This window comes from Streptomyces sp. ITFR-6 (genome assembly GCF_031844725.1).
Lineage (GTDB): Bacteria > Actinomycetota > Actinomycetes > Streptomycetales > Streptomycetaceae > Streptomyces.
This window is the reverse complement of the sequence record NZ_CP134612.1, coordinates 7,203,445-7,222,520: the sequence shown is the minus strand read 5'-3', so window position 1 is coordinate 7,222,520 and position 19,076 is coordinate 7,203,445. Positions and strand designations below refer to the sequence as shown.

17 protein-coding genes are annotated in these 19,076 nt (G+C 70.1%); 4 read left to right on the top strand and 13 right to left on the bottom strand.

Features of this window, described 5'->3' with window-relative positions:
* Position 1 precedes the first annotated feature (1 nt).
* The gene (gene rpsD, locus RLT59_RS32925) at positions 2-616 is read right to left on the bottom strand and encodes a 30S ribosomal protein S4 (RefSeq protein ID WP_311306772.1); all 615 of its coding nucleotides are present in this window, start codon (positions 614-616) and stop codon (positions 2-4) included.
* Between the two features lie 188 nt (positions 617-804).
* Here rpsD and RLT59_RS32920 point away from each other — a divergent pair, with 188 nt between their 5' ends.
* Complete coding sequence (locus RLT59_RS32920; protein ID WP_311306771.1) at positions 805-1,506, top strand: DUF2470 domain-containing protein; 702 nt, start codon at positions 805-807, stop codon at positions 1,504-1,506.
* Between the two features lie 25 nt (positions 1,507-1,531).
* Here the strand turns inward: RLT59_RS32920 and RLT59_RS32915 are convergent, their stop codons facing one another.
* From RLT59_RS32915 to RLT59_RS32900, 4 genes are all read right to left on the bottom strand, one after another.
* Complete coding sequence (locus tag RLT59_RS32915) at positions 1,532-2,914, bottom strand: replication-associated recombination protein A (protein WP_311306770.1); 1,383 nt, start codon at positions 2,912-2,914, stop codon at positions 1,532-1,534.
* A 73-nt stretch (positions 2,915-2,987) separates the two neighbouring features.
* On the bottom strand, positions 2,988-3,623 hold the full coding sequence (locus RLT59_RS32910; protein WP_311306769.1) for a vitamin K epoxide reductase family protein: 636 nt from the start codon (positions 3,621-3,623) through the stop codon (positions 2,988-2,990).
* 317 nt (positions 3,624-3,940) lie between these two features.
* Entirely contained in the window at positions 3,941-5,203 is a 1,263-nt protein-coding gene (gene hisS, locus RLT59_RS32905; protein WP_311306768.1) for a histidine--tRNA ligase, read from the bottom strand.
* Positions 5,204-5,216: 13 nt separating this feature from the next.
* Positions 5,217-5,903: an MBL fold metallo-hydrolase gene (locus RLT59_RS32900; protein WP_311306767.1), complete on the bottom strand. Its 687-nt coding sequence runs from the start codon at positions 5,901-5,903 to the stop codon at positions 5,217-5,219.
* A gap of 148 nt (positions 5,904-6,051) precedes the next feature.
* Here RLT59_RS32900 and RLT59_RS32895 point away from each other — a divergent pair, with 148 nt between their 5' ends.
* From RLT59_RS32895 to RLT59_RS32885, 3 genes are all read left to right on the top strand, one after another.
* Positions 6,052-6,852 (top strand): peptidylprolyl isomerase, encoded by an 801-nt coding sequence (locus tag RLT59_RS32895; RefSeq protein ID WP_311306766.1) that lies wholly within the window; start codon positions 6,052-6,054, stop codon positions 6,850-6,852.
* A 196-nt stretch (positions 6,853-7,048) separates the two neighbouring features.
* A complete protein-coding gene (locus RLT59_RS32890) occupies positions 7,049-8,278 on the top strand; it encodes a DUF349 domain-containing protein (RefSeq protein WP_311306765.1) in 1,230 nt (409 codons plus the stop codon).
* A 168-nt stretch (positions 8,279-8,446) separates the two neighbouring features.
* On the top strand, positions 8,447-9,583 hold the full coding sequence (locus RLT59_RS32885) for an IS30 family transposase (protein WP_399127017.1): 1,137 nt from the start codon (positions 8,447-8,449) through the stop codon (positions 9,581-9,583).
* A gap of 100 nt (positions 9,584-9,683) precedes the next feature.
* On the opposite strand, the gene RLT59_RS32880 is transcribed toward RLT59_RS32885, so the two are convergent.
* From RLT59_RS32880 to ruvC, 8 genes are all read right to left on the bottom strand, one after another.
* Entirely contained in the window at positions 9,684-12,242 is a 2,559-nt protein-coding gene (locus tag RLT59_RS32880; RefSeq protein WP_311306763.1) for a RelA/SpoT family protein, read from the bottom strand.
* Positions 12,243-12,413: 171 nt separating this feature from the next.
* Positions 12,414-12,968 (bottom strand): adenine phosphoribosyltransferase, encoded by a 555-nt coding sequence (locus tag RLT59_RS32875; protein ID WP_311306762.1) that lies wholly within the window; start codon positions 12,966-12,968, stop codon positions 12,414-12,416.
* Positions 12,965-14,089 carry a protein translocase subunit SecF gene (secF, locus tag RLT59_RS32870; RefSeq protein ID WP_311306761.1) on the bottom strand — a complete coding sequence of 375 codons (1,125 nt, stop codon included), beginning with the start codon at positions 14,087-14,089 and terminating at the stop codon, positions 12,965-12,967. The genes RLT59_RS32875 and secF overlap by 4 nt, the downstream gene beginning before the upstream one ends.
* 1 nt (position 14,090) lies before the next feature.
* Positions 14,091-15,827, bottom strand: a complete 1,737-nt coding sequence (gene secD / locus RLT59_RS32865) for a protein translocase subunit SecD (RefSeq protein WP_311306760.1) — start codon at positions 15,825-15,827, stop codon at positions 14,091-14,093.
* A 144-nt stretch (positions 15,828-15,971) separates the two neighbouring features.
* Complete coding sequence (gene yajC, locus RLT59_RS32860; RefSeq protein ID WP_311306759.1) at positions 15,972-16,460, bottom strand: preprotein translocase subunit YajC; 489 nt, start codon at positions 16,458-16,460, stop codon at positions 15,972-15,974.
* A 164-nt stretch (positions 16,461-16,624) separates the two neighbouring features.
* On the bottom strand, positions 16,625-17,698 hold the full coding sequence (ruvB, locus tag RLT59_RS32855) for a Holliday junction branch migration DNA helicase RuvB (RefSeq protein ID WP_311306758.1): 1,074 nt from the start codon (positions 17,696-17,698) through the stop codon (positions 16,625-16,627).
* Positions 17,699-17,780: 82 nt separating this feature from the next.
* Positions 17,781-18,407, bottom strand: a complete 627-nt coding sequence (gene ruvA / locus RLT59_RS32850; protein WP_311306757.1) for a Holliday junction branch migration protein RuvA — start codon at positions 18,405-18,407, stop codon at positions 17,781-17,783.
* Positions 18,404-18,976, bottom strand: coding sequence for a crossover junction endodeoxyribonuclease RuvC (ruvC, locus tag RLT59_RS32845; RefSeq protein ID WP_311306756.1), 573 nt, complete (start codon positions 18,974-18,976; stop codon positions 18,404-18,406). The genes ruvA and ruvC overlap by 4 nt, the downstream gene beginning before the upstream one ends.
* Between the last annotated feature and the right edge of the window lie 100 nt (positions 18,977-19,076).

Genomic DNA, 19,076 nt, shown 5'->3' with positions numbered 1-19,076 from the left:
ATCAACGGGCGTAGTACTCGACGACGAGCTGCTCGTCGCAGATCACGGGGATTTCCTTGCGGTTCGGGTCCCGGTCAAGGCGGAAGGCCAGGGCCTTCAGGTTCACCTGCAGGTAGCGCGGGGTCTCACCGTCGGTGTCGTAACCACCCTCGCGGGCAACCTGGAAGGGGTGCTTGTCGCGGCTGCGCTCGCGGACCATCACGATGTTGTCGGGACGGACACGGAAGGACGGCTTGTCGACCTTCTGGCCGTCGACCTCGATGTGACCGTGCACGACCATCTGGCGCGCCTGGTAGATCGTCTTGGCGATACCGGAACGCAGGACCAGCGCGTCGAGGCGGCGCTCCAGCTCGACGACGAGAGCCTCGCCCGTCTTGCCTTCGGCCTTCTTGGCGCGGTCGTAGGCGCGGGCCATCTGGCGCTCGCTGATGTCGTACTGGGCACGCAGACGCTGCTTCTCCAGCAGACGGACCTTGTAGTCCGAGTTCTGCTTGCGGCCGCGGCCGTGCTCGCCCGGCGGGTAGGGGCGGGCCTCGAAGTACTTGACGGCCTTCGGCGTCAGCGCAATGCCGAGCGCGCGGCTCTTCTTGACCTTGGGACGCGACTGATTAGGCACGTTCTCCAGACCTCCGTTGTAGGTTAGGTTAGGCTCACCTTACTCAAGGAGATCGCATGTCTCGCCCTGGGAACACCACACACGTCACGGACAGCACAGACAGCGGCAGCACACCTGAAGGTGCTGCTACGACGGAAGGCCGATCTGATCGTGGTCAGCCGCGTCCCAGCGGGCTTGAAAACACACGGATGCCGTCAGCAGCCGAGCGCACACGAACTCTCGTACAGAGTACCTGCTCCTCGGTACTGCTCATCCCCGGCCTCGACTCCGCGGGCTCGGACCAGCTGATGCCGCTCTCCCGCAGCGTGGGTCCGGACGGGGATCTCTTCCTCGAATTCCCCGCGGAATCCCCGGCGGTACGGGCCGCGACGCACGCCCAGGACGACGAGCTGACAGCTGTGCTGGAGATCACCGACGTGGCCCCGGTCTCCGTACCGCACCGCATCCGAGGCCGGGCCCGGGTCTCCGGCTGGCTCACCACCGTCCCGGGCATGGCGGGACCCGGCCGGATGCTCCTGCGGCTGGAGACGGGCGAGGCGTACGTCGACGACCTCTGGGGCGCGCAGAGCGTCGAGCCGGAGGAGTTCCGCGACGCCTCCGCCGACCCGCTCGTCATCCACGAGGCGGAGCTGCTGCAGCATCTGCACGCGGCGCACGGCGAACAGCTCGGCACGCTGTCCGGGCTGCTCGGCGAGCGGGCCACGGCCGGCTGCTCCGCGCACCGCCCGGCCGTCGTGCCGCTCGCGCTGGACCGGCTGGGGCTGCGGGTACGGGTGTGCGAGCGGGACGGCAGGTGCTTCGACGCACGCTTCGAGTTCCCCGAACCGGTGCGTGATGTGAACGAGCTGCGGCACGCCATGCACACCCTCTTCGAGGCGGCGGCGCACTGAGGGACCGAGACCCCCGGGCCCCGGGCTATGTCCCGGACCGGTCCGCTTCGCCGTCGCCGCCGGTACGGCCGAGCCGCTCGCGGACCCGGTCCGCCACGTCCGCGTAACGCGCCTCCGCGCCGTACCGGGTGGGCTGGTAGTAGCGCTTGTCGCGCACGGCGTCCGGTGCGTACTGCTGGGCGGCGATACCGCCGGGGACGTCGTGCGGATAGACATAGCCCTGCGCGTGCCCCAGCTTGGCGGCCCCCTTGTAGTGGCCGTCGCGCAGATGGGCCGGGACGGGGCCGGCCAGGCCCTTGCGCACGTCCTCCCGGGCGGCTGAGATCGCCAGCGTCGCCGCGTTGGACTTGGGGGCGAGGGCCAGGGCGATCGTGGCGTGGCTGAGGGTGAGCGCCGCCTCCGGGAAGCCGATCATCGCGACGGCCTGGGCTGCGGCGACCGCGGTGGGCAGCGCCGTGGGGTCCGCGAGACCGATGTCCTCGCTGGCCGAGATCATCAGCCGCCGGGCGATGAACCGGGGGTCCTCCCCCGCCTCGATCATCCGGGCCAGATAGTGCAGCGCGGCATCGACGTCAGAGCCTCGGATCGACTTGATCAGGGCGCTCGCCACGTCGTAGTGCTGGTCGCCGTCCCGGTCGTACTTCACCGCGGCGCGGTCGACCGTCTCCTCCAGGGTCAGCAGGGTGATCTCCGGCTCCCCCTTGGACAGCGCCGCGCCGGCCGCCGCCTCCAGCGCCGTCAGCGCCCGGCGTGCGTCACCGCCCGCGATGCGCAGCAGGTGCTCCTCCGCGTCCTCCGGCAGCGTCACCGCGCCGCCGAGTCCGCGCTCGTCGGCCAGGGCGCGGTGCAGCAGATCGCGCAGGTCGTCGTCGGTCAGCGATTCCAGGGTCAGCAGCAGGGAGCGCGAGAGCAGCGGCGAGATGATCGAGAAGTAGGGATTCTCGGTGGTGGCCGCGATCAGCGTCACCCAGCGGTTCTCGACGGCCGGGAGCAGTGAGTCCTGCTGTGCCTTGGAGAAGCGGTGGATCTCGTCCAGGAAGAGGACGGTCTCCTTGCCGTAGCCGCCTGTGGCGCGCCGGGCGCCCTCGATGACCGCCCGTACTTCCTTGACGCCCGCGGTGATCGCGGAGAGCTCGACGAAGCGCTTGTTGGTGGCCTTGCTGACCACGTACGCCAGGGTCGTCTTGCCGATGCCGGGCGGGCCCCAGAGGATCACGGAGGAGGGGCCGGCCGGTCCCCCGCTCCCCTCTCCGACGAGGCGGCGCAGCGGTGAGCCCGGTTTGAGCAGATGCTGCTGGCCGACGACCTCGTCGAGGGTACGCGGACGCATCCGGACAGCGAGGGGGCTGCTGGACGGGTCCTTCTCCTGGCGGTCTTCGGCTGCTGCGGTAAAGAGGTCGGGCTCCACGTTTTGAAGCCTATGTCACCGCACTGACAACCCTGCCGGGCCCCGGGCCGGAGCCTCGGTGCGTACGGGCCGCTCAGCTGGTCCAGAAGTCCCACCAGCGGGTCAGGATGAGCATGCCGATGATGCCGACCCACAGGACCGGCGGCACCCAGTGGAACTCGGTCAGTCCGTTGCGCAGCCAGCTGGGCGCCGGAATGATCCGGTGCTTGATGTTGTGCGTGGTGACGTAGCAGAACATGAAGATCGTGGCGACCCAGGCCAGGCAGCACCACAGGCACAGGGAGTTGATGTTGTACAGCGACTGGTACTGAAGCCAGGTGCAGAAGCCGACGCCGAACAGGGTGCCCGCGTTCATCCCCAGCCAGTACCAGCCCCTGAAGCGCGCTCCGGCGAGGAGCGCCAGGCCGATGCCCATGATCACGGGGTAGGTGGCGAGCCCGAGCCACGGGTTCGGGAAGCCGAAGGCGGCCGCCTGCTCGCTCTTCATGATGTTGCCGCAGGACACCACCGGGTTGAGACTGCAGCCCGGGACGAAGCTGGGGTCCTCCATCAGCTTGAGCTTGTCGAGCGTGATGACCCACGCGGCGAGGAGTCCGGCAGCGCCCGTGATCACCAGCAGCAGTGCGAACGCACGACTGCCGCCGATGGTCCTCTTCCCGCCGTCCTCGTCCTGGTCGGAGGAGGGATGGTCAACCGCTGCAGTCGTCATATCGCCATTCCGTCACTGAGTAGCCTGCTGGGCACGGTCATTGTGCCGTACCGCCGCGCCGGTCCTCCGTTCGATGAACATAAAGATGCGCGCGGAATCAGCGTGCGGTTCCGGGTACGGAAGGCGCCGACGCCACTGCGGGCAGGCGCTCCTGGGTCCGGCCGGGCTGCCGGCTGCCACGTACCGGCACCGGCCCTCCCGGACCGGAACCCCCCGGCAGCGTGAATCCGGCTGCGCCGAGTTGACGTGCCGGCGGGACCCGGTGTCCCCGGTCGCGGACGGACGGGGACACCGCCCGCCCGCGACCCGTGCGGGACCTACGCCAGGCGCGCCTTGATCGCCTCGGTCACCTCGGCCAGCGGAACGGCCGTCTGCTCACCGGACTCCATGTCCTTGAGCTGCACGACACCCTCGGCCAGATCGCGCTCACCGGCCACGACGGTGAACCGCGCGCCCGAGCGGTTGGCGCTCTTCATCGCGCCCTTGAGACCGCGGCCCCCGAACGCGAAGTCCGCGGCCACCCCCTCGCGGCGCAGCCGCGTCACGACGGCGAACAGCTTGCGCCGGGCCTCCTCGCCGAGCGGTACGGCGAAGACGCTGGTGGTCGAGGGCAGTTCGAGCTCGATGCCCTCCGCCTCCAGGGCGAGCACGGTGCGGTCCACGCCGAGCGCCCAGCCGACCGACGGGAGCGCCGGTCCGCCGATCATCTCGGAGAGGCCGTCGTACCGGCCGCCGCCGCCCACCGCGGACTGCGAGCCCAGTCCGTCGTGGACGAACTCGAAGGTGGTGCGGGTGTAGTAATCGAGGCCGCGGACGAGCTTCTCGTCGTCCTCGTACACCACGCCCGCCTCGTTGAGCAGGTCGCGGACCTCCTCGTGGTACGCCTTGCAGGCGTCGCAGAGGTAGTCGCGCAGCACCGGGGCGCCGGTCAGCTGCTTCTGGACCTCGGGGCGCTTGTCGTCGAGGACCCGGAGCGGGTTGATCTCGATGCGGCGGCGGGTCTCCTCGTCCAGGTCGAGTTCGCGCAGGAAGCCCTGGAGCGCGTCGCGGTAGACGGGCCGGCACTCCTTGTCGCCCAGCGAGTTCAGCAGAATGCGGAACTCGCGCAGACCCAGCGTGCGGTACGCCTGGTCGGCCAGGATGATCAGCTCGGCGTCCAGCGCCGGGTCCTCCGCGCCGATCGCCTCGGCCCCGACCTGCGAGAAGTGGCGGTAACGGCCCTTCTGCGGGCGCTCGTAGCGGTAGTACGAGCCGGAGTACCAGAGCTTGACCGGCAGGTTGCCGAGCTTGTGGAGGTTGGCCTCCAGCGCGGCGCGCAGTACGGACGCGGTGCCTTCGGGGCGCAGCGCCAGCTGGGAGCCGCCCTTGGTGGTGAGGGTGTACATCTCCTTGCTCACGATGTCGGTGGACTCACCGACGCCTCGGGAGAAGAGGGCCACGTCCTCGAAGCCGGGGGTCTCGATGTAGCCGTAGCCGGAGTTCTTCAGGGGTGCGGAGATGGCCTCACGCACCGCGAGGTACTTCGCGGAGTCGGGCGGGGTCAGGTCGTACGTGCCCTTGGGGGCCTTGAAGGTGCTCACGATTTCGCTCTCGTCACATTCCTCGTCGGGGCGCGTCCATACCGCTCAGATACGGGTTGGTGGCGCGCTCGCGGCCGATGGTCGTCTGGGGGCCGTGGCCGGACAGCACCACGGTCGAGTCGTCGAGCGGCAGGCACACACGGGCCAGCGACTCAAGCAGCTCGGCGTGGTCGCCACCGGGCAGGTCGGTGCGTCCGACGGAGCCGGCGAAGAGCAGGTCGCCCGAGAAGAGGACCTGCGGAACATCCGCGGCCTCGGGCATCCTGAACGTCACCGACCCCTTGGTATGGCCGGGCGCATGCGAGACACCGAACTCCAGACCGGCCAGCGTGAGCCGGGCACCGTCGCTGAGCTCCTTGACGTCGTCCGGCTCCCCCACCGTCAGCTCGCCCATGAGCGGCATCCCGATGGAGCGGCCGAGGGCCTTCTCCGGGTCGCTCATCATGTAGCGGTCCTCCGGGTGGATCCAGGCGGGGACATCGTGGGCGCCGCACACCGGGACGACCGAGGCGACGTGGTCGATGTGGCCGTGGGTGAGCACGACGGCGACGGGCTTCAGCCGATGCTTGCGCAGTGCTTCCTCGACCCCGGAGGCGGCCTGGTGGCCCGGGTCGATGATCACGCACTCCTCACCCGCGGCGGGGGCGACCAGGTAACAGTTGGTCCCCCAGGCCCCGGCGGGGAACCCGGCAATGAGCACGATCGTCCTTAATGGTCGTCCGACGAGGGGTCGCGGCTGCGCGGTCGCAGCAGTTCAGAGCCTACCGGCGCTCCTCATTCCACAGCTAACCCATATACGGTACGGGGCAACTCAGGCCCGAACACACGACGCACAAGGAGATCACCCGGTGGTCAGCAGCGATCAGCGGCGGCGGCAGCTCGCCAGGGAGAAGTTCGAGCGGCAGCAGCAGCGCCGGGAGGAGGCCCGTCGCCGGACCCGTCGGCTGACGGTCATCATCACCTCCGCGGTGGCCGCGGTGGCCGTCATAGGCGGTATCACGTACTTCGCCACCGGCGACGACGGCAAGAAGGACAAGGCCGACGCGGCAGCGAGCGCCAACTCGTCGGCGTCCCCCTCCGCATCTCCCTCGGCGAGCGAGAAGAGCGCGCCCGAGCCGGCGATGAAGATCGACAAGAAGGCGAAGTACACCCTGTCGCTCAAGACGGGCCAGGGCGACATCGCGTTCACGATGGACGCGGCGAAGACCCCGCACACCACGAACTCCTTCAAGTCGCTCGCGGACAAGGGCTTCTTCGACGGCACCAAGTGCCACCGACTGACCACGAAGGGTATTTTCGTCCTGCAGTGCGGTGACCCCAAGGGCGACGGCACCGGCGGTCCGGGCTACACGATCCCGGACGAGAACCTCACCGCGCTGGGCAAGTCGGGCAAGGACGGCACGGTGACCTACCCGGCGGGCACGGTGGCGATGGCCAACACGGGCCAGCCGCACACCGGCGGCAGCCAGTTCTTCCTGGTCTACAAGGACACCAAACTGCCGCCCAGCTACACGCCGTTCGGCACGATGGACAAGGCGTCGCTGAAGGCCGTCGAGGCCATCGGCAAGGCAGGGGTCACCGGCGGCGCCGCCGACGGTGCGCCGAAGAAGGCCGTGAACATCTCGAAGGCGGCCGTCGACAAGGCGTGAGCACGGCGGGCCCCGGCATGATCCGCGCGGCGGCGCCGGGCGCGCGCCGGAGAATTTCGGCCGCGCGGAGTGCGGACAGCCGGGTGGCCCGTCGCCTAGATTGGCGTTGTGCAGGGCGGGCGCTGCCCGCCCCAGGAAACCGTGGACGATGCCAGGGGGGTGAACCCCCTCGGGGGCATCAGGTGGAGGAGGCGCTGTGAGCAGCGACCCGTGGGGCCGTGTCGATGAGACAGGCACCGTGTACGTGCGTACCGCCGACGGCGAGCAGGTCGTCGGATCGTGGCAGGCCGGTTCTCCGGCGGAGGCCCTGGCCTACTTCGAGCGCAAGTACGAGGGCATTGTGGTCGAGATCGGCCTCCTGGAGCGGCGGGTGAAGACCACCGATCTGTCCGCGAAGGACGCGACGACCGCCATCGAGCATCTGGCTGCGCAGGTCGACGAGCATCACGCCGTCGGGGACCTGGACGCGCTGCGCAAGCGGCTGGACGCCCTGGTGGCGACGGTCGACTCGCGGCGGGAGGAGCGCAAGGCCCAGAAGGCGAAGCAGACCGACGAGGCGAAGCACGCCAAGGAGGCGCTTGTCGTCGAGGCCGAGGAGCTGGCGCAGAGCGAGCAGTGGCGCTCCGCGGGCGAGCGGCTCCGTGCGCTCGTCGACACGTGGAAGGGCCTGCCGAGGCTCGACCGCAAGTCGGACGACGAGCTGTGGCACCGCTTCTCTCATGCGCGCTCGGCGTTCTCCAAGCGCCGCAAGGCCCACTTCGCCTCGCTGGACGCCCAGCGCGAGGAGGCCCGCAAGGCCAAGGAGAAGCTGGTCGTCGAGGCCGAGTCGCTGTCCCGTTCCTCGGACTGGGGCACGACGGCCGCCCGCTACCGCGACCTGATGACGGAGTGGAAGGCCGCCGGCCGCGCCCAGCGCGAGGCCGAGGACGATCTGTGGAACCGCTTCCGCGGTGCCCAGGACGTCTTCTTCGCCGCCCGCAGTGAGGTGTTCGCGGAGCGTGACGCGGAGCAGGGCGAGAACCTCAAGGTCAAGGAGGAGCTCGCGGCCGAGGCCGAGAAGCTGCTGCCGGTGAAGGACCTGAAGGCCTCCAGGGCGGCGTTCCGGGCCATCAACGAGCGCTGGGAGGCCGTCGGCCACGTACCGCGTGACGCCCGCCCCAGGATCGAGGCGCGGATGCACACGGTGGAGCGGGCGCTCCAGGAGGCCGAGGAGTCGGAGTGGCGCCGGACGAACCCGGAGGCACGTGCCCGTGCCGCGGGTCTGACCGGTCAGCTCCAGTCCGCCGTGGACAAGCTGCGCACCCAGATCGACACGGCGCGTGCCTCGGGCAACAACGCCCGTGCGGACAAGCTCGCCCGCGAGCTGGAGGGGCGGCAGGCGCTCCTGGATCAGGCTCTCAAGGGCCTTGAGGAGTTCGGCGGCTGAGACCAGGTCCGCCGGTCCGCGTGTGAAGGGCCCCTCCGCCGGCTTGAGTTCTAGTGGTCGTTGCAACACTCCAGCTCAGGGGATGCGATGGACTTCGAGAGACGCAAGGACCGGGGGCCGCAGGGGCCACGGAAGCTGACCCGTGAGCGGGCGGCATGCTTCCAGCTCATGCAGCAGGGCTGCAGCAGCAGGGAAGCCTGCCGGATCGTCGGTATCAACCTGCGGACCGGCAGGAAGTGGCGCGACGGGTCACACGCGCACATCGGCAAGAAGAAGGCGGCGCCTCCGGTCCACCAGGATGCGCCGTCTTCTGGCCCGTCCCGCTACCTGCGTGAGGCCGACCGTATCCACATAGCCGACCGGCTGCGGGAGAAGGCCACGGTCCGCGCGATCGCCGCCGAGCTGGGCCGCAGCCCGTCGACAGTCAGCCGTGAGATACGCCGCAACCGGCACCCCGGCAACGGTCAGTACCGGCCGCACGCCGCCCAGGCCCGCGCCGATACCCGCCGGCCCCGCCCCAAGGCGGGGAAGATCGGCCAGAACCCCGAACTGCGGGACTTCATCCAGGACCACCTGACCCTGCGCTGGAGCCCCGAGCAGATCTGCCACGCTCTCCACAGACGGTTCCCCGACCGGCCGGAGACGCACGTGACCCACGAGACGGTCTACCAAGCCCTCTACGTCCAAGGACGCGGCGAACTACGGCGCGAACTCACCCGGGCCCTGCGGACCGGCCGCGCCCGCCGCCGCCCCCACCGCCAGGCAGCCAAACGCCAGCCCCGCTTCACGACCCCGATGGTCATGATCAGCGACCGCCCGGCAGAGGCCGAAGACCGGGCCGTCCCAGGCCACCGGGAAGGGGACCTCATCATCGGCAAGAACAGCGGATCGGCGATCGGCACCCTCGTCGAACGCAGCACCCGCTACCTGATGCCGGTCCACCTGCCCGGCGACCACAGCGCCGAAAGTATGCGCGACGCCCTGACCGACACCGTGAAAACACCGCCGCCCCACCTGCTGCGGTCCCTCACCTGGGACCAGGGCTCCGAGATGGCCGCCCACCACGCCTTCAGCATCGCCACCAACATCCCGGTCTACTTCTGCAACCCCGCCAGCCCCTGGCAACGCGGCTCGAACGAGAACACCAACGGCCTGCTCCGCCAGTACTTCCCCAAAGGCACCAACCTCGCCACCCACAGCCGCGACCACCTCGACGCCGCCGCCGCCGAACTCAACAGCCGCCCACACAAAACGCTCGGCTGGGAAACCCCAGCCGAGCACCTGCATAAACTACCCGCGGCCTGAACAACCGACCACGTGTTGCAACGACCCCTCGAATTCGCCCGGTGGCGGAGGGGCCCTTCACGTCGTACGAGGGGCCGCACGGCCCGCCGGACGGCCCGGCTCAGGGCCGGCGGGCCGAGGTGACCCGGTAGACGTCGTAGACGCCCTCGACGCCGCGTACGGCCTTCAGGACGTGGCCGAGGTGTTTCGGGTCGCCCATCTCGAAGGTGAAGCGTGAGGTGGCCACCCTGTCGCGGGAGGTCTGCACGGCCGCGGACAGGATGTTGACGTGCTGGTCGGACAGGATCCGGGTGACGTCGGAGAGCAGCCTGGAGCGGTCCAGTGCCTCGACCTGGATGGCGACGAGGAACACGGAGGACTGGGTGGGCGCCCATTCGACCTCAAGAATCCGCTCCGGCTCCTGCGAGAGCGAGTCGACGTTCACGCAGTCCGCACGGTGGACGGAGACTCCGCTGCCCCTGGTCACGAAGCCGATGATCGGGTCACCGGGAACGGGCGTGCAGCAGCGGGCCAGCTTGACCCAGACGTCCTCGACGCCCTTGACGACGACGCCCGGGTCGGCGTTGGCCCGGCGCTTGTTGCGGCCGTGCGAGGGCGGCGAGCTCTCCGCGAGGTCCTCGTTGGCCTCGTCCTGGCCGCCGAGCGCCTGGACCAGCTTCTGCACGACACCGGCCGCCGCGACATGTCCCTCACCGATCGCGGCGTACAGGGACGAGATGTCGGGGTAGCGCATCTCGTGGGCGAGCGTGACCAGGGAGTCGCCGGTCAGGATCCGCTGGATCGGCAGGTTCTGCTTGCGCATGGCCCGCGCGATGGAGTCCTTGCCCTGCTCGATCGCCTCGTCGCGGCGCTCCTTGGAGAACCAGGCGCGGATCTTGTTGCGTGCCCGGGGCGACTTGACGAAGCCGAGCCAGTCGCGCGAGGGGCCCGCTCCGGCCGCCTTGGAGGTGAAGACCTCCACCAGGTCGCCGTTGTCGAGCGTGGACTCAAGCGGTACGAGCCGTCCGTTGACCCGGGCCCCTATCGTCCGGTGACCCACCTCCGTATGGACGGCGTAGGCGAAGTCGACCGGTGTCGCCCCTGCCGGGAGCGCTATGACGTCGCCCTTGGGCGTGAAGACGAAGACCTCGTTGCGCGAGAGGTCGAAGCGCAGGGACTCCAGGAACTCGCTGGGGTCCTCGGTCTCCTTCTGCCAGTCCAGGAGCTGGCGCAGCCACGCCATGTCGTTGACGGTGTCCTGGCCCCGGCCGGTGTTCCGGGGGACGTCGGTGCGCACCTTGGAGGCGCCCGCGACGGCCTCCTGCTTGTACTTCCAGTGCGCGGCGATGCCGTACTCGGCGCGGCGGTGCATGTCGAACGTACGGATCTGGAGCTCGACGGGCTTGCCGCTGGGCCCGATCACCGTGGTGTGCAGCGACTGGTACATGTTGAACTTGGGCATCGCGATGTAGTCCTTGAACCGGCCGGGGACCGGATTCCACCGCGCGTGGACGGTGCCGAGCGCCGCGTAGCAGTCGCGGACCGTGTCGACGAGGACGCGGATGCCCACCAGGTCGTAGATCTCCGCGAAGTCCCGGCCTCGCACGATCATCTTCTGGTAGACGCTGTAGTAGTGCTTCGGCCGGCCGGTGACGGTGGCCTTGATGCGGGCGGCGCGCAGGTCGGACTGCACCTCGTCGGTCACTATGGCGAGGTATTCGTCGCGCTTGGGCGCCCGCTCCGCGACGAGCCGGACGATCTCGTCGTACATCTTCGGGTAGAGGATCGCGAAGGCGAGGTCCTCCAGCTCCCACTTGATGGTGTTCATGCCCAGGCGGTGGGCCAGCGGGGCGTAGATCTCCAGCGTCTCGCGGGCCTTCTTCTCCTGCTTCTCCCGCTTGAGGTACCGCATGGTGCGCATGTTGTGCAGCCGGTCGGCGAGCTTGATGACCAGGACGCGCGGGTCCTTGGCCATCGCGACGACCATCTTGCGTACGGTCTCGGCCTGCGCGGCCTCGCCGAACTTGACCTTGTCCAGCTTGGTGACGCCGTCGACCAGCAGGGCGACCTGGTCGCCGAAGTCGCGGCGCAGGGTGTCCAGGCCGTACTCGGTGTCCTCGACGGTGTCGTGCAGCAGCCCGGCCATCAGGGTGGCCGGATCCATACCCAGCTCGGCCAGGATCGTGGTCACGGCGAGGGGGTGGGTGATGTAAGGGTCGCCGCTCTTGCGCTTCTGGCCGCGGTGCCAGCGCTCCGCGACCTGGTAGGCGCGCTCGATCTGGCGCAGCGTGGAGGCCTCGATCTTGGAGTCGTTGCTCCGGACGGTACGCAGCAGCGGTTCGAGCACCGGGTTGTACGGGCTGGAGCGCTGGACGCCGAGCCGGGCCAGCCTGGCCCGGACCCGGTTGGAGGAGCCGCCGCCGGTACGGGCCACCGGACCTGCGGGCGCCGGCGCGGGCTTTGCCGGGGGCTTCGGCGCCGTCGGGGGCGGCGAGGCGGGTGCGGCCGGCTGGGCGGGGGAAGCGGGCGCGGGCCCGTTGGCCTCTGCGGGGGCCGGGCCCGTGCCGGGCTCGGGCGCCGGAGGCTTCGGCTTCTCCGCGGGCTGCTTCGCGGGCGTGGCTGGGGCCGCCGCGGGCTGGTCGGGCTGCGGGGCGGCGACTGGCTGGGCCTCGTCTGGCAAGAGCGCTCCTCGTGCGGATCCGGACACCCGGAAAGGCCATCGTAACGACCCTGCGGCCGCTCCTCCCCCGGGGACCGTGAGAGCCCGCACAACGCGAAGCGGGCACCCGGTTGTTCCCGGGTGCCCGCTTCGGTACCTGTCATGCGGTGCCGCGTGCGGCCCGCAGGGGGTTCAGACCGTGATCAGGGCGTCCAGCGGAGCGCCCTGCAGGCTCTCCTCGACGCGCGCCCGGCCGGCCAGGAATCCCAGCTCCATGAGGACGGCGACGCCCGCGACGCCGGCCCCGGCCCGCCGGATGAGCTCCAGCGAGGCGGCGGCGGTGCCACCGGTGGCCAGCACGTCGTCGATGACCATGACCCGGTCCTCTGCGGACAGGTCCTCCGCGTGGATCTCGATCTCCGCGCTGCCGTACTCCAGCTCGTACGTCTGGGCGAGCGTGGCACCGGGCAGCTTGCCGGCCTTGCGGACCGGGACGAAGCCGAGGCCGGCCCGTACCGCGACCGGTGCGGCCAGGATGAAGCCGCGGGCCTCCAGACCGACGATCTTCGTGGCGCCGTGCCGTACGCACAGCTCCGCCAGCGCTTCGGTGAGCGCGGTGAAGGCCACCGGGTCCGCTAGCAGCGGGGTGATGTCCTTGAACATCACCCCCGGCTTCGGGTAGTCGGCCACGTCACGGATCCGGCTGAGCAGGAGGTCCCTCGTGCTCGCGGTGGTGCCGCTGGTCATCGGCGCTTCCCCGGGGTGCGGCCGTGGCCCCTGGGGGGCTCCTGGCGCTGTCCGACGACGGCCCCGGCGGGTGCGGCGTCCTCTTCGGCGTCCTGGGTGATGCCCCGCTCGGCCCGGTCGGACTGCTCGGCCTCGGAGAGCTCGCCCTTGGCGGCGGCCGCCGCGCGCTTGGCGAGGACCCGCTTCTTCAGGGCCTTCATCTGCGGTTCGCGTTCCTTGAGGTCGGCGACGAGCGGAGTGGCGATGAAGATCGAGGAGTACGCACCGGCGGCGAGGCCGACGAAGAGTGCCAGGGAGATGTCGTTCAGCATGCCGGCGCCGAGGACACCGCCACCGATGAACAGCAGACCGGCGACCGGCAGCAGGGCGACGACCGTGGTGTTGATCGAGCGGACCAGCGTGCCGTTGATCGAGCGGTTGGCGATCTCGCTGTACGTCCACCGGGTCTGCTTGGTGATCCCCTTCGTGCCCTCCTTGAGGCTGTCGAAGACGACGACCGTGTCGTAGAGGGAGTAACCGAGGATCGTCAGCAGACCGATCACGGTGCCCGGGGTGACCTCGAAGCCGACCAGGGCGTAGATGCCGACCGTGATGGTGATGTCGTGGATCAGCGCGACCAGGGCCGCGATGGCCATGCGCCATTCGAAGGCGATGGCCAGATAGATCACGACGAGGACCATGAAGACGCCGAGGCCGGTCCACGCCTTGTTGGCGATCTGCTCACCCCAGCTGGGGCCGACCAGGTCGGCGGCGATCTTCTCCTCCGGGACGCTGAGGCCCTTGGAGAGGTCACCCTTGATCGCGTCCGACTTCGAGGTGTCCACCTCGGTGATCTGGATGCGCAGGCCGCCGTTGCCCAGCTTCTGGACGATGGCCTGGTGGCCGGAGGACGTCGACGCCAGGTCTTCCGCCTTCTCGACGGAGACGCTCGTCTTCGGTGTGGTGAAGACGGCGCCGCCCTTGAACTCGATGCCCATGTTCAGGCCGCTGACCGCCAGGCCGACAATGGCCGTGATGGTGATCAGGATCGAGATGCCGTACCAGATCTTGCGGTTGCCGATGAAGTCGTAGCCGACCTCGCCGCGGTAGAGACGGGCGCCGAGATTGCCGAGTCGCGACATCTCACGCCTCCTTCGGGTCGGTGGGGGCGTTGACACGGCGTGAACGGCGCAGCGGCGGCTTGGCGCCGAGCCGCTTCGGGTCCAGACCGGACCACGGGTGACCGCTCGCGAAGAACTTCTTGCGGGCCATCAGCGTCATGACGGGCTTGGTGAAGAGGAACACCACGACCACGTCGAGCAGGGTGGTGAGACCCAGCGTGAACGCGAAGCCCTGGACCTTTCCGACGGTGACGACGAACAGCACCGCCGCGGCCAGGAACGACACGAAGTCGGAGACCAGGATGGTGCGCCGGGCGCGCGGCCAGGCCCGCTCGACGGCGGGACGCAGCGTGCGGCCCTCGCGGATCTCGTCACGGATGCGTTCGAAGTACACGATGAACGAGTCCGCGGTGATTCCGATCGCCACGATGGCGCCGCAGACAGCGGGCAGGTTCAGCGCGAATCCGATGGCCGGGCCGAGCAGCGACATGATCGTGTACGTGAGGATGCCGGAGACCAGCAGGCTGAGGAGCGCGATGAGCGCCAGTCCGCGGTAGTAGGCCACCAGGTAGATGACGACCAGGGCCAGGCCGATGGCACCGGCGATCAGGCCCGCCTTGAGCTGCTCACCGCCGAGTGCGGCGGTGACCGTGGTGACGCTCTGCTCCTGGAAGGAGAGCGGCAGCGCACCGTAGGAGAGCACGTTGGCCAGGTCCTCCGCGGACTGCTGGGTGAAGCTGCCGGAGATCTCGGCGTTGGCGCTCAGCGCCTCCTTCACGGAGGGTGCCGAGACCACTTCGCCGTCGAGCGCGATGGCGAACTGGTTCTGCGGCGACTGCTGCTGGGCCAGCTTGCCGGTGGTCTTCTGGAACTTCTTGGCGCCGCCGCCGGTGAACTCCATCTGGACGATCCACGCGCCGGACTGCTGGTTGATCGCGGCCTTCGCGCTGTCGACGTCCGTGCCGTCGACCTCGGCCGGGCCGAGGACGTACTTGGCGGAGCCGTCCTGCTCGCACGCGACCACCGTGTCGGTGGCCTTGGTGCCCTGGGCCGCCTTGGACCGGCCGGCCTTGGTGGAGCAGTCGAGCGCCTCGAACTGCTTCTGCAGCTTGGCGGCGGCCGCCTGCTCCTCGGCGGAGGGCGTCGGCGTGCCGTCGGCCTTCGGGGTCTCGCTGGCCTTCGGGGTGGGCGTGGAGTCGGCCTTCAGGGCGCCGGTGACCGCACGGCCCTGGGTGGTGGCACTCGCGCTCGGCTTCGTGGACGGGCTCGTCGCCTTGTCGGAGGAGCTAGGCGACGGGGACGGGCTGCCCTTGCCGGAGGGCGAGGCGCTGGGCTCAGGGGTGGGCGTTCCCGCGGCGGCGGTCAGCACCGGCCGGAAGTACAGCTTGGCCGTCGTACCGACCTGCTGCCGGGCCTGGGCGGAGTTCGTGCCCTTGGGGATGTTGACGATGATGTTGCTCTTGCCCTGCGTCTGGACCTCTGCCTCGGAGACGCCAAGACCGTTGACGCGGCGTTCCATGATCTGGACCGCCGTGTCCATGTTGGTCTTGTTGATCGCCGACTCCTGGCCGGGCTCGGCCTTCGCCTCAAGCGTGATGGACGTGCCACCCGCCAGGTCGATGCCGAGTCGCGGCGTCGGCTGATCGGCCAGGAACATCCCGCCGGTGAGCGCGACCATGGCGATCAGGATCAGAGCCAGGGATCGCCCCGGCCTGCCCTGACCGCCGGCCGGCCGTCGGCCCTTCTTCGGTGCTGCCACCTTCTCGTTTCTCCCTGTCCAACCGCCCCGCGCCGGTACGCGCCCAAGCGGCCACGAAGTGTAGTGGGGACCCGCCCCGCAGAAGACCGCACGGTCCGGGGACAGCCGGATGCCTGTGGGCTCACGGCATCCCCGGGTCGTGTGCTACTTCGCGTCGGCCTCGCCGTCGGACTTGCCGTCGGACTTGCCGTCGGACTTCTTGTCGGCCGGCTCCGCGTCGTCCGCCTCGGCCTTCTTGCCGAGGTCGATCTTCGCGTCGTCGTCGGCGTCCGTGTCGGCGGCGTCGAGCTCGGTCAGCGAGGAGGCGTCGTCGGGAACGACCGCGCCGTCGACGTCGAGCTCCTCCTCCTCGTCACCGTGGACGATGCGGTTGTACTCCGCATCGTCGAGGACGGCACCGATGGCGTTCTTGGCGTAGACGGCGTGGACGCCGGGAGCGATCTCAAGGAGGACCGAGTCGTCGTGAAGCTCCTTGACGGTGGCGTACATGCCCCCGATCGTCCGGACGCCGGTACCGGGCTGCATTTCATTGCGCATGTTCGCAGCCGCCGCCTGCTTCTTCTTGGCGGACCGCGTCATCAGGAACATGGCCCCGATGAGCACGATGAAGGGGAGGAGAGTCACGGGATTCACGGGACGAGTTTCCTTCGCACGACCGCACTGGAAAGCGGCCTGGTCTACGGGGGTGGGTACACCGACCTTTAAGGGCGGCATCGGCGGAGTCTAAGCGAGTCCGCATCGATGGAACAACGCCCAGCATGGCACCCGGGTTCCGCTGCGGGCCAACCTGTGACTCATCACGCCCCGAACAGGCCCTGTTGTCCCTTTCCGCCCTGCTGCGGCGGAACCAGCCCGAGGTGGGCCCAGGCAGCCGGTGTGGCGACCCGGCCCCGCGGCGTCCTGGCCAGCAGTCCCTCGCGCACCAGGAAGGGCTCGGCGACCTCCTCGACCGTCTCGCGCTCCTCCCCCACGGCGACCGCGAGCGTGGAAAGGCCGACGGGACCGCCGCCGAAGAGCTTCATCAGGGCGCCGAGCACCGCCCGGTCCAGCCGGTCGAGCCCGCGGGCGTCGACCTCGTACACCTGGAGGGCGGCTCCGGCGATGTCCCGGTCGATCCGGCCGTCGGCCTTGACCTGGGCGTAGTCCCGGACGCGGCGCAGCAGCCGGTTGGCGATCCGGGGCGTGCCCCGGGAGCGGCCGGCGATCTCCGCGGCCCCCTCGGCGTCCATCTCGACGTCGAGGAGCCGGGCCGAGCGATGAATCACCCTTTCCAGTTCGACCGGCGTGTAGAACTCCATGTGCCCGGTGAAGCCGAAGCGGTCGCGCAGCGGGGGCGGCAGGAGTCCGGCCCTGGTGGTGGCGCCGACCAGGGTGAAGGGCGGCAGCTCCAGCGGGATGGCGGTGGCACCCGGCCCCTTGCCGACGATCACGTCGACCCGGAAGTCCTCCATCGCCATGTAGAGCATCTCCTCGGCGGGCCGGGACATGCGGTGGATCTCGTCGAGGAAGAGGACCTCGCCCTCCTGGAGGGAGGACAGGATCGCCGCGAGGTCGCCCGCGTGCTGGATGGCGGGCCCCGAGGTGATCCGGATCGGTGCGCCCATCTCGGCGGCGATGATCATGGAGAGGGTGGTCTTGCCCAGGCCGGGGGCGCCGGAGAGCAGTACGTGGTCGGCGGTGGCGCCGCGGGCGCGGGCCGCCTTGAGGACCAGGTCGAGCTGTTCGCGCACCGTCTCCTGGCCGACGAACTCGTCGAGGTCCTTGGGGCGCAGTGCCGCCTCCACGGCGGTGTCCTCGCCGTCCGCTCCGGCGTCGACGAGGCGCTCGTCGAGCAGCTCGTCGGTGTCGGGTCCGGTCTCGTCCCAGTTCATCTCGTCAGTCCCGCCTCGGGTGTCTCTGTGCTGGGCCGCGCGGTGCACGGGCCGGGGTGGCGAAGGTGCCCTCGGGGTCCGCTCAGCGCGTGCGGTTGAGGGTCTGCAGGGCGGCGCGCAGCAGCTGCGGCACCGGCGGCTGGGCGCCCTCCGCGAGAGCCGCCTCCGCCTGCGGGGCCACGGCGGAGACCGCTTCGCCGGCCTCGCGGGTGGCGTAGCCGAGGCCGATCAGGGCGGCCTGCAGCTGGTCCCGCCAGGAGGAGGAGACCGCGGTGCCGATGCCCTGCTGGCCGATGTGGGCGCCGACCGGCTCCCCGAGTCTGTCCTTGAGTTCGAGCAGGAGCTTCTGCGCGCCCTTCTTGCCGATGCCGGAGACCGCGGTGAGCGCCTTCTCGTCACCGGTGGACACGGCGATGCGCAGGGCGTCCGGGCTGTGCGTGGCGAGCATGGCCTGGGCGAGCCGGGGGCCGACTCCACTGGCGGTCTGGAGCAGCTCGAAGGTCTGGCGCTCGTCGTCGTCGGCGAAGCCGTAGAGCGTCAGTGAGTCCTCCCGTACGACGAGGGAGGTGGCGAGCCTGGCCTCCTTGCCGATCCGGAGAGCGGCGAGGGTGTTCGGTGCGCACTGGACGGCCATGCCGATGCCGCCGACCTCGATCACGGCCGTGGTGGGGGCGATCGCGGCCACGGGGCCGGTGATGAAGGCGATCATCGGGGGACCTTCCGGACGGGAGCTGCTGCGGTGCGCGGAACGCGCGGGATACGGGCCACGGCCGCTGCCGCGTGCGCCTGCTGGAGGCGGTTGACGGCCGGGGCGCGCCAGATGTGGCAGATGGCGAGGGCCAGCGCGTCGGCCGCGTCGGCCGGTTTCGGCGGGGCGTCCAGCCGCAGGAGCCGGGTGACCATGGCCCCGACCTGGGCCTTGTCCGCGCGGCCGCCGCCGGTGACGGCGGCCTTGACCTCGCTCGGCGTGTGCAGGGCCACCGGGATGCCCCGACGGGACGCGCAGAGCATCGCGACCGCGCTGGCCTGGGCCGTGCCCATCACCGTACGGACGTTGTGCTGGGCGAACACCCGCTCGACGGCGACGTATTCGGGGCGGTGCTCGTCGAGCCACTCCTCGATGCCGCGCTCGATGGCCACCAGCCGGTGTCCGAGCTCCGCGTCGGCCGCGGTGCGCACGACTCCGACACCGAGCATGGTCAGCGGACGGCCCGCGACTCCTTCGACGACTCCGACACCGCACCGGGTCAGCCCGGGGTCCACACCGAGTACCCGCACGGGTCGCCCCCTCCCTGCCGATCGGTCAACTGTTCTGGCAGGCTATCGGCTCGCACTGACAATGCGACGGGCCGACGGGGTGTGTCCCCCGTCGGCCCGT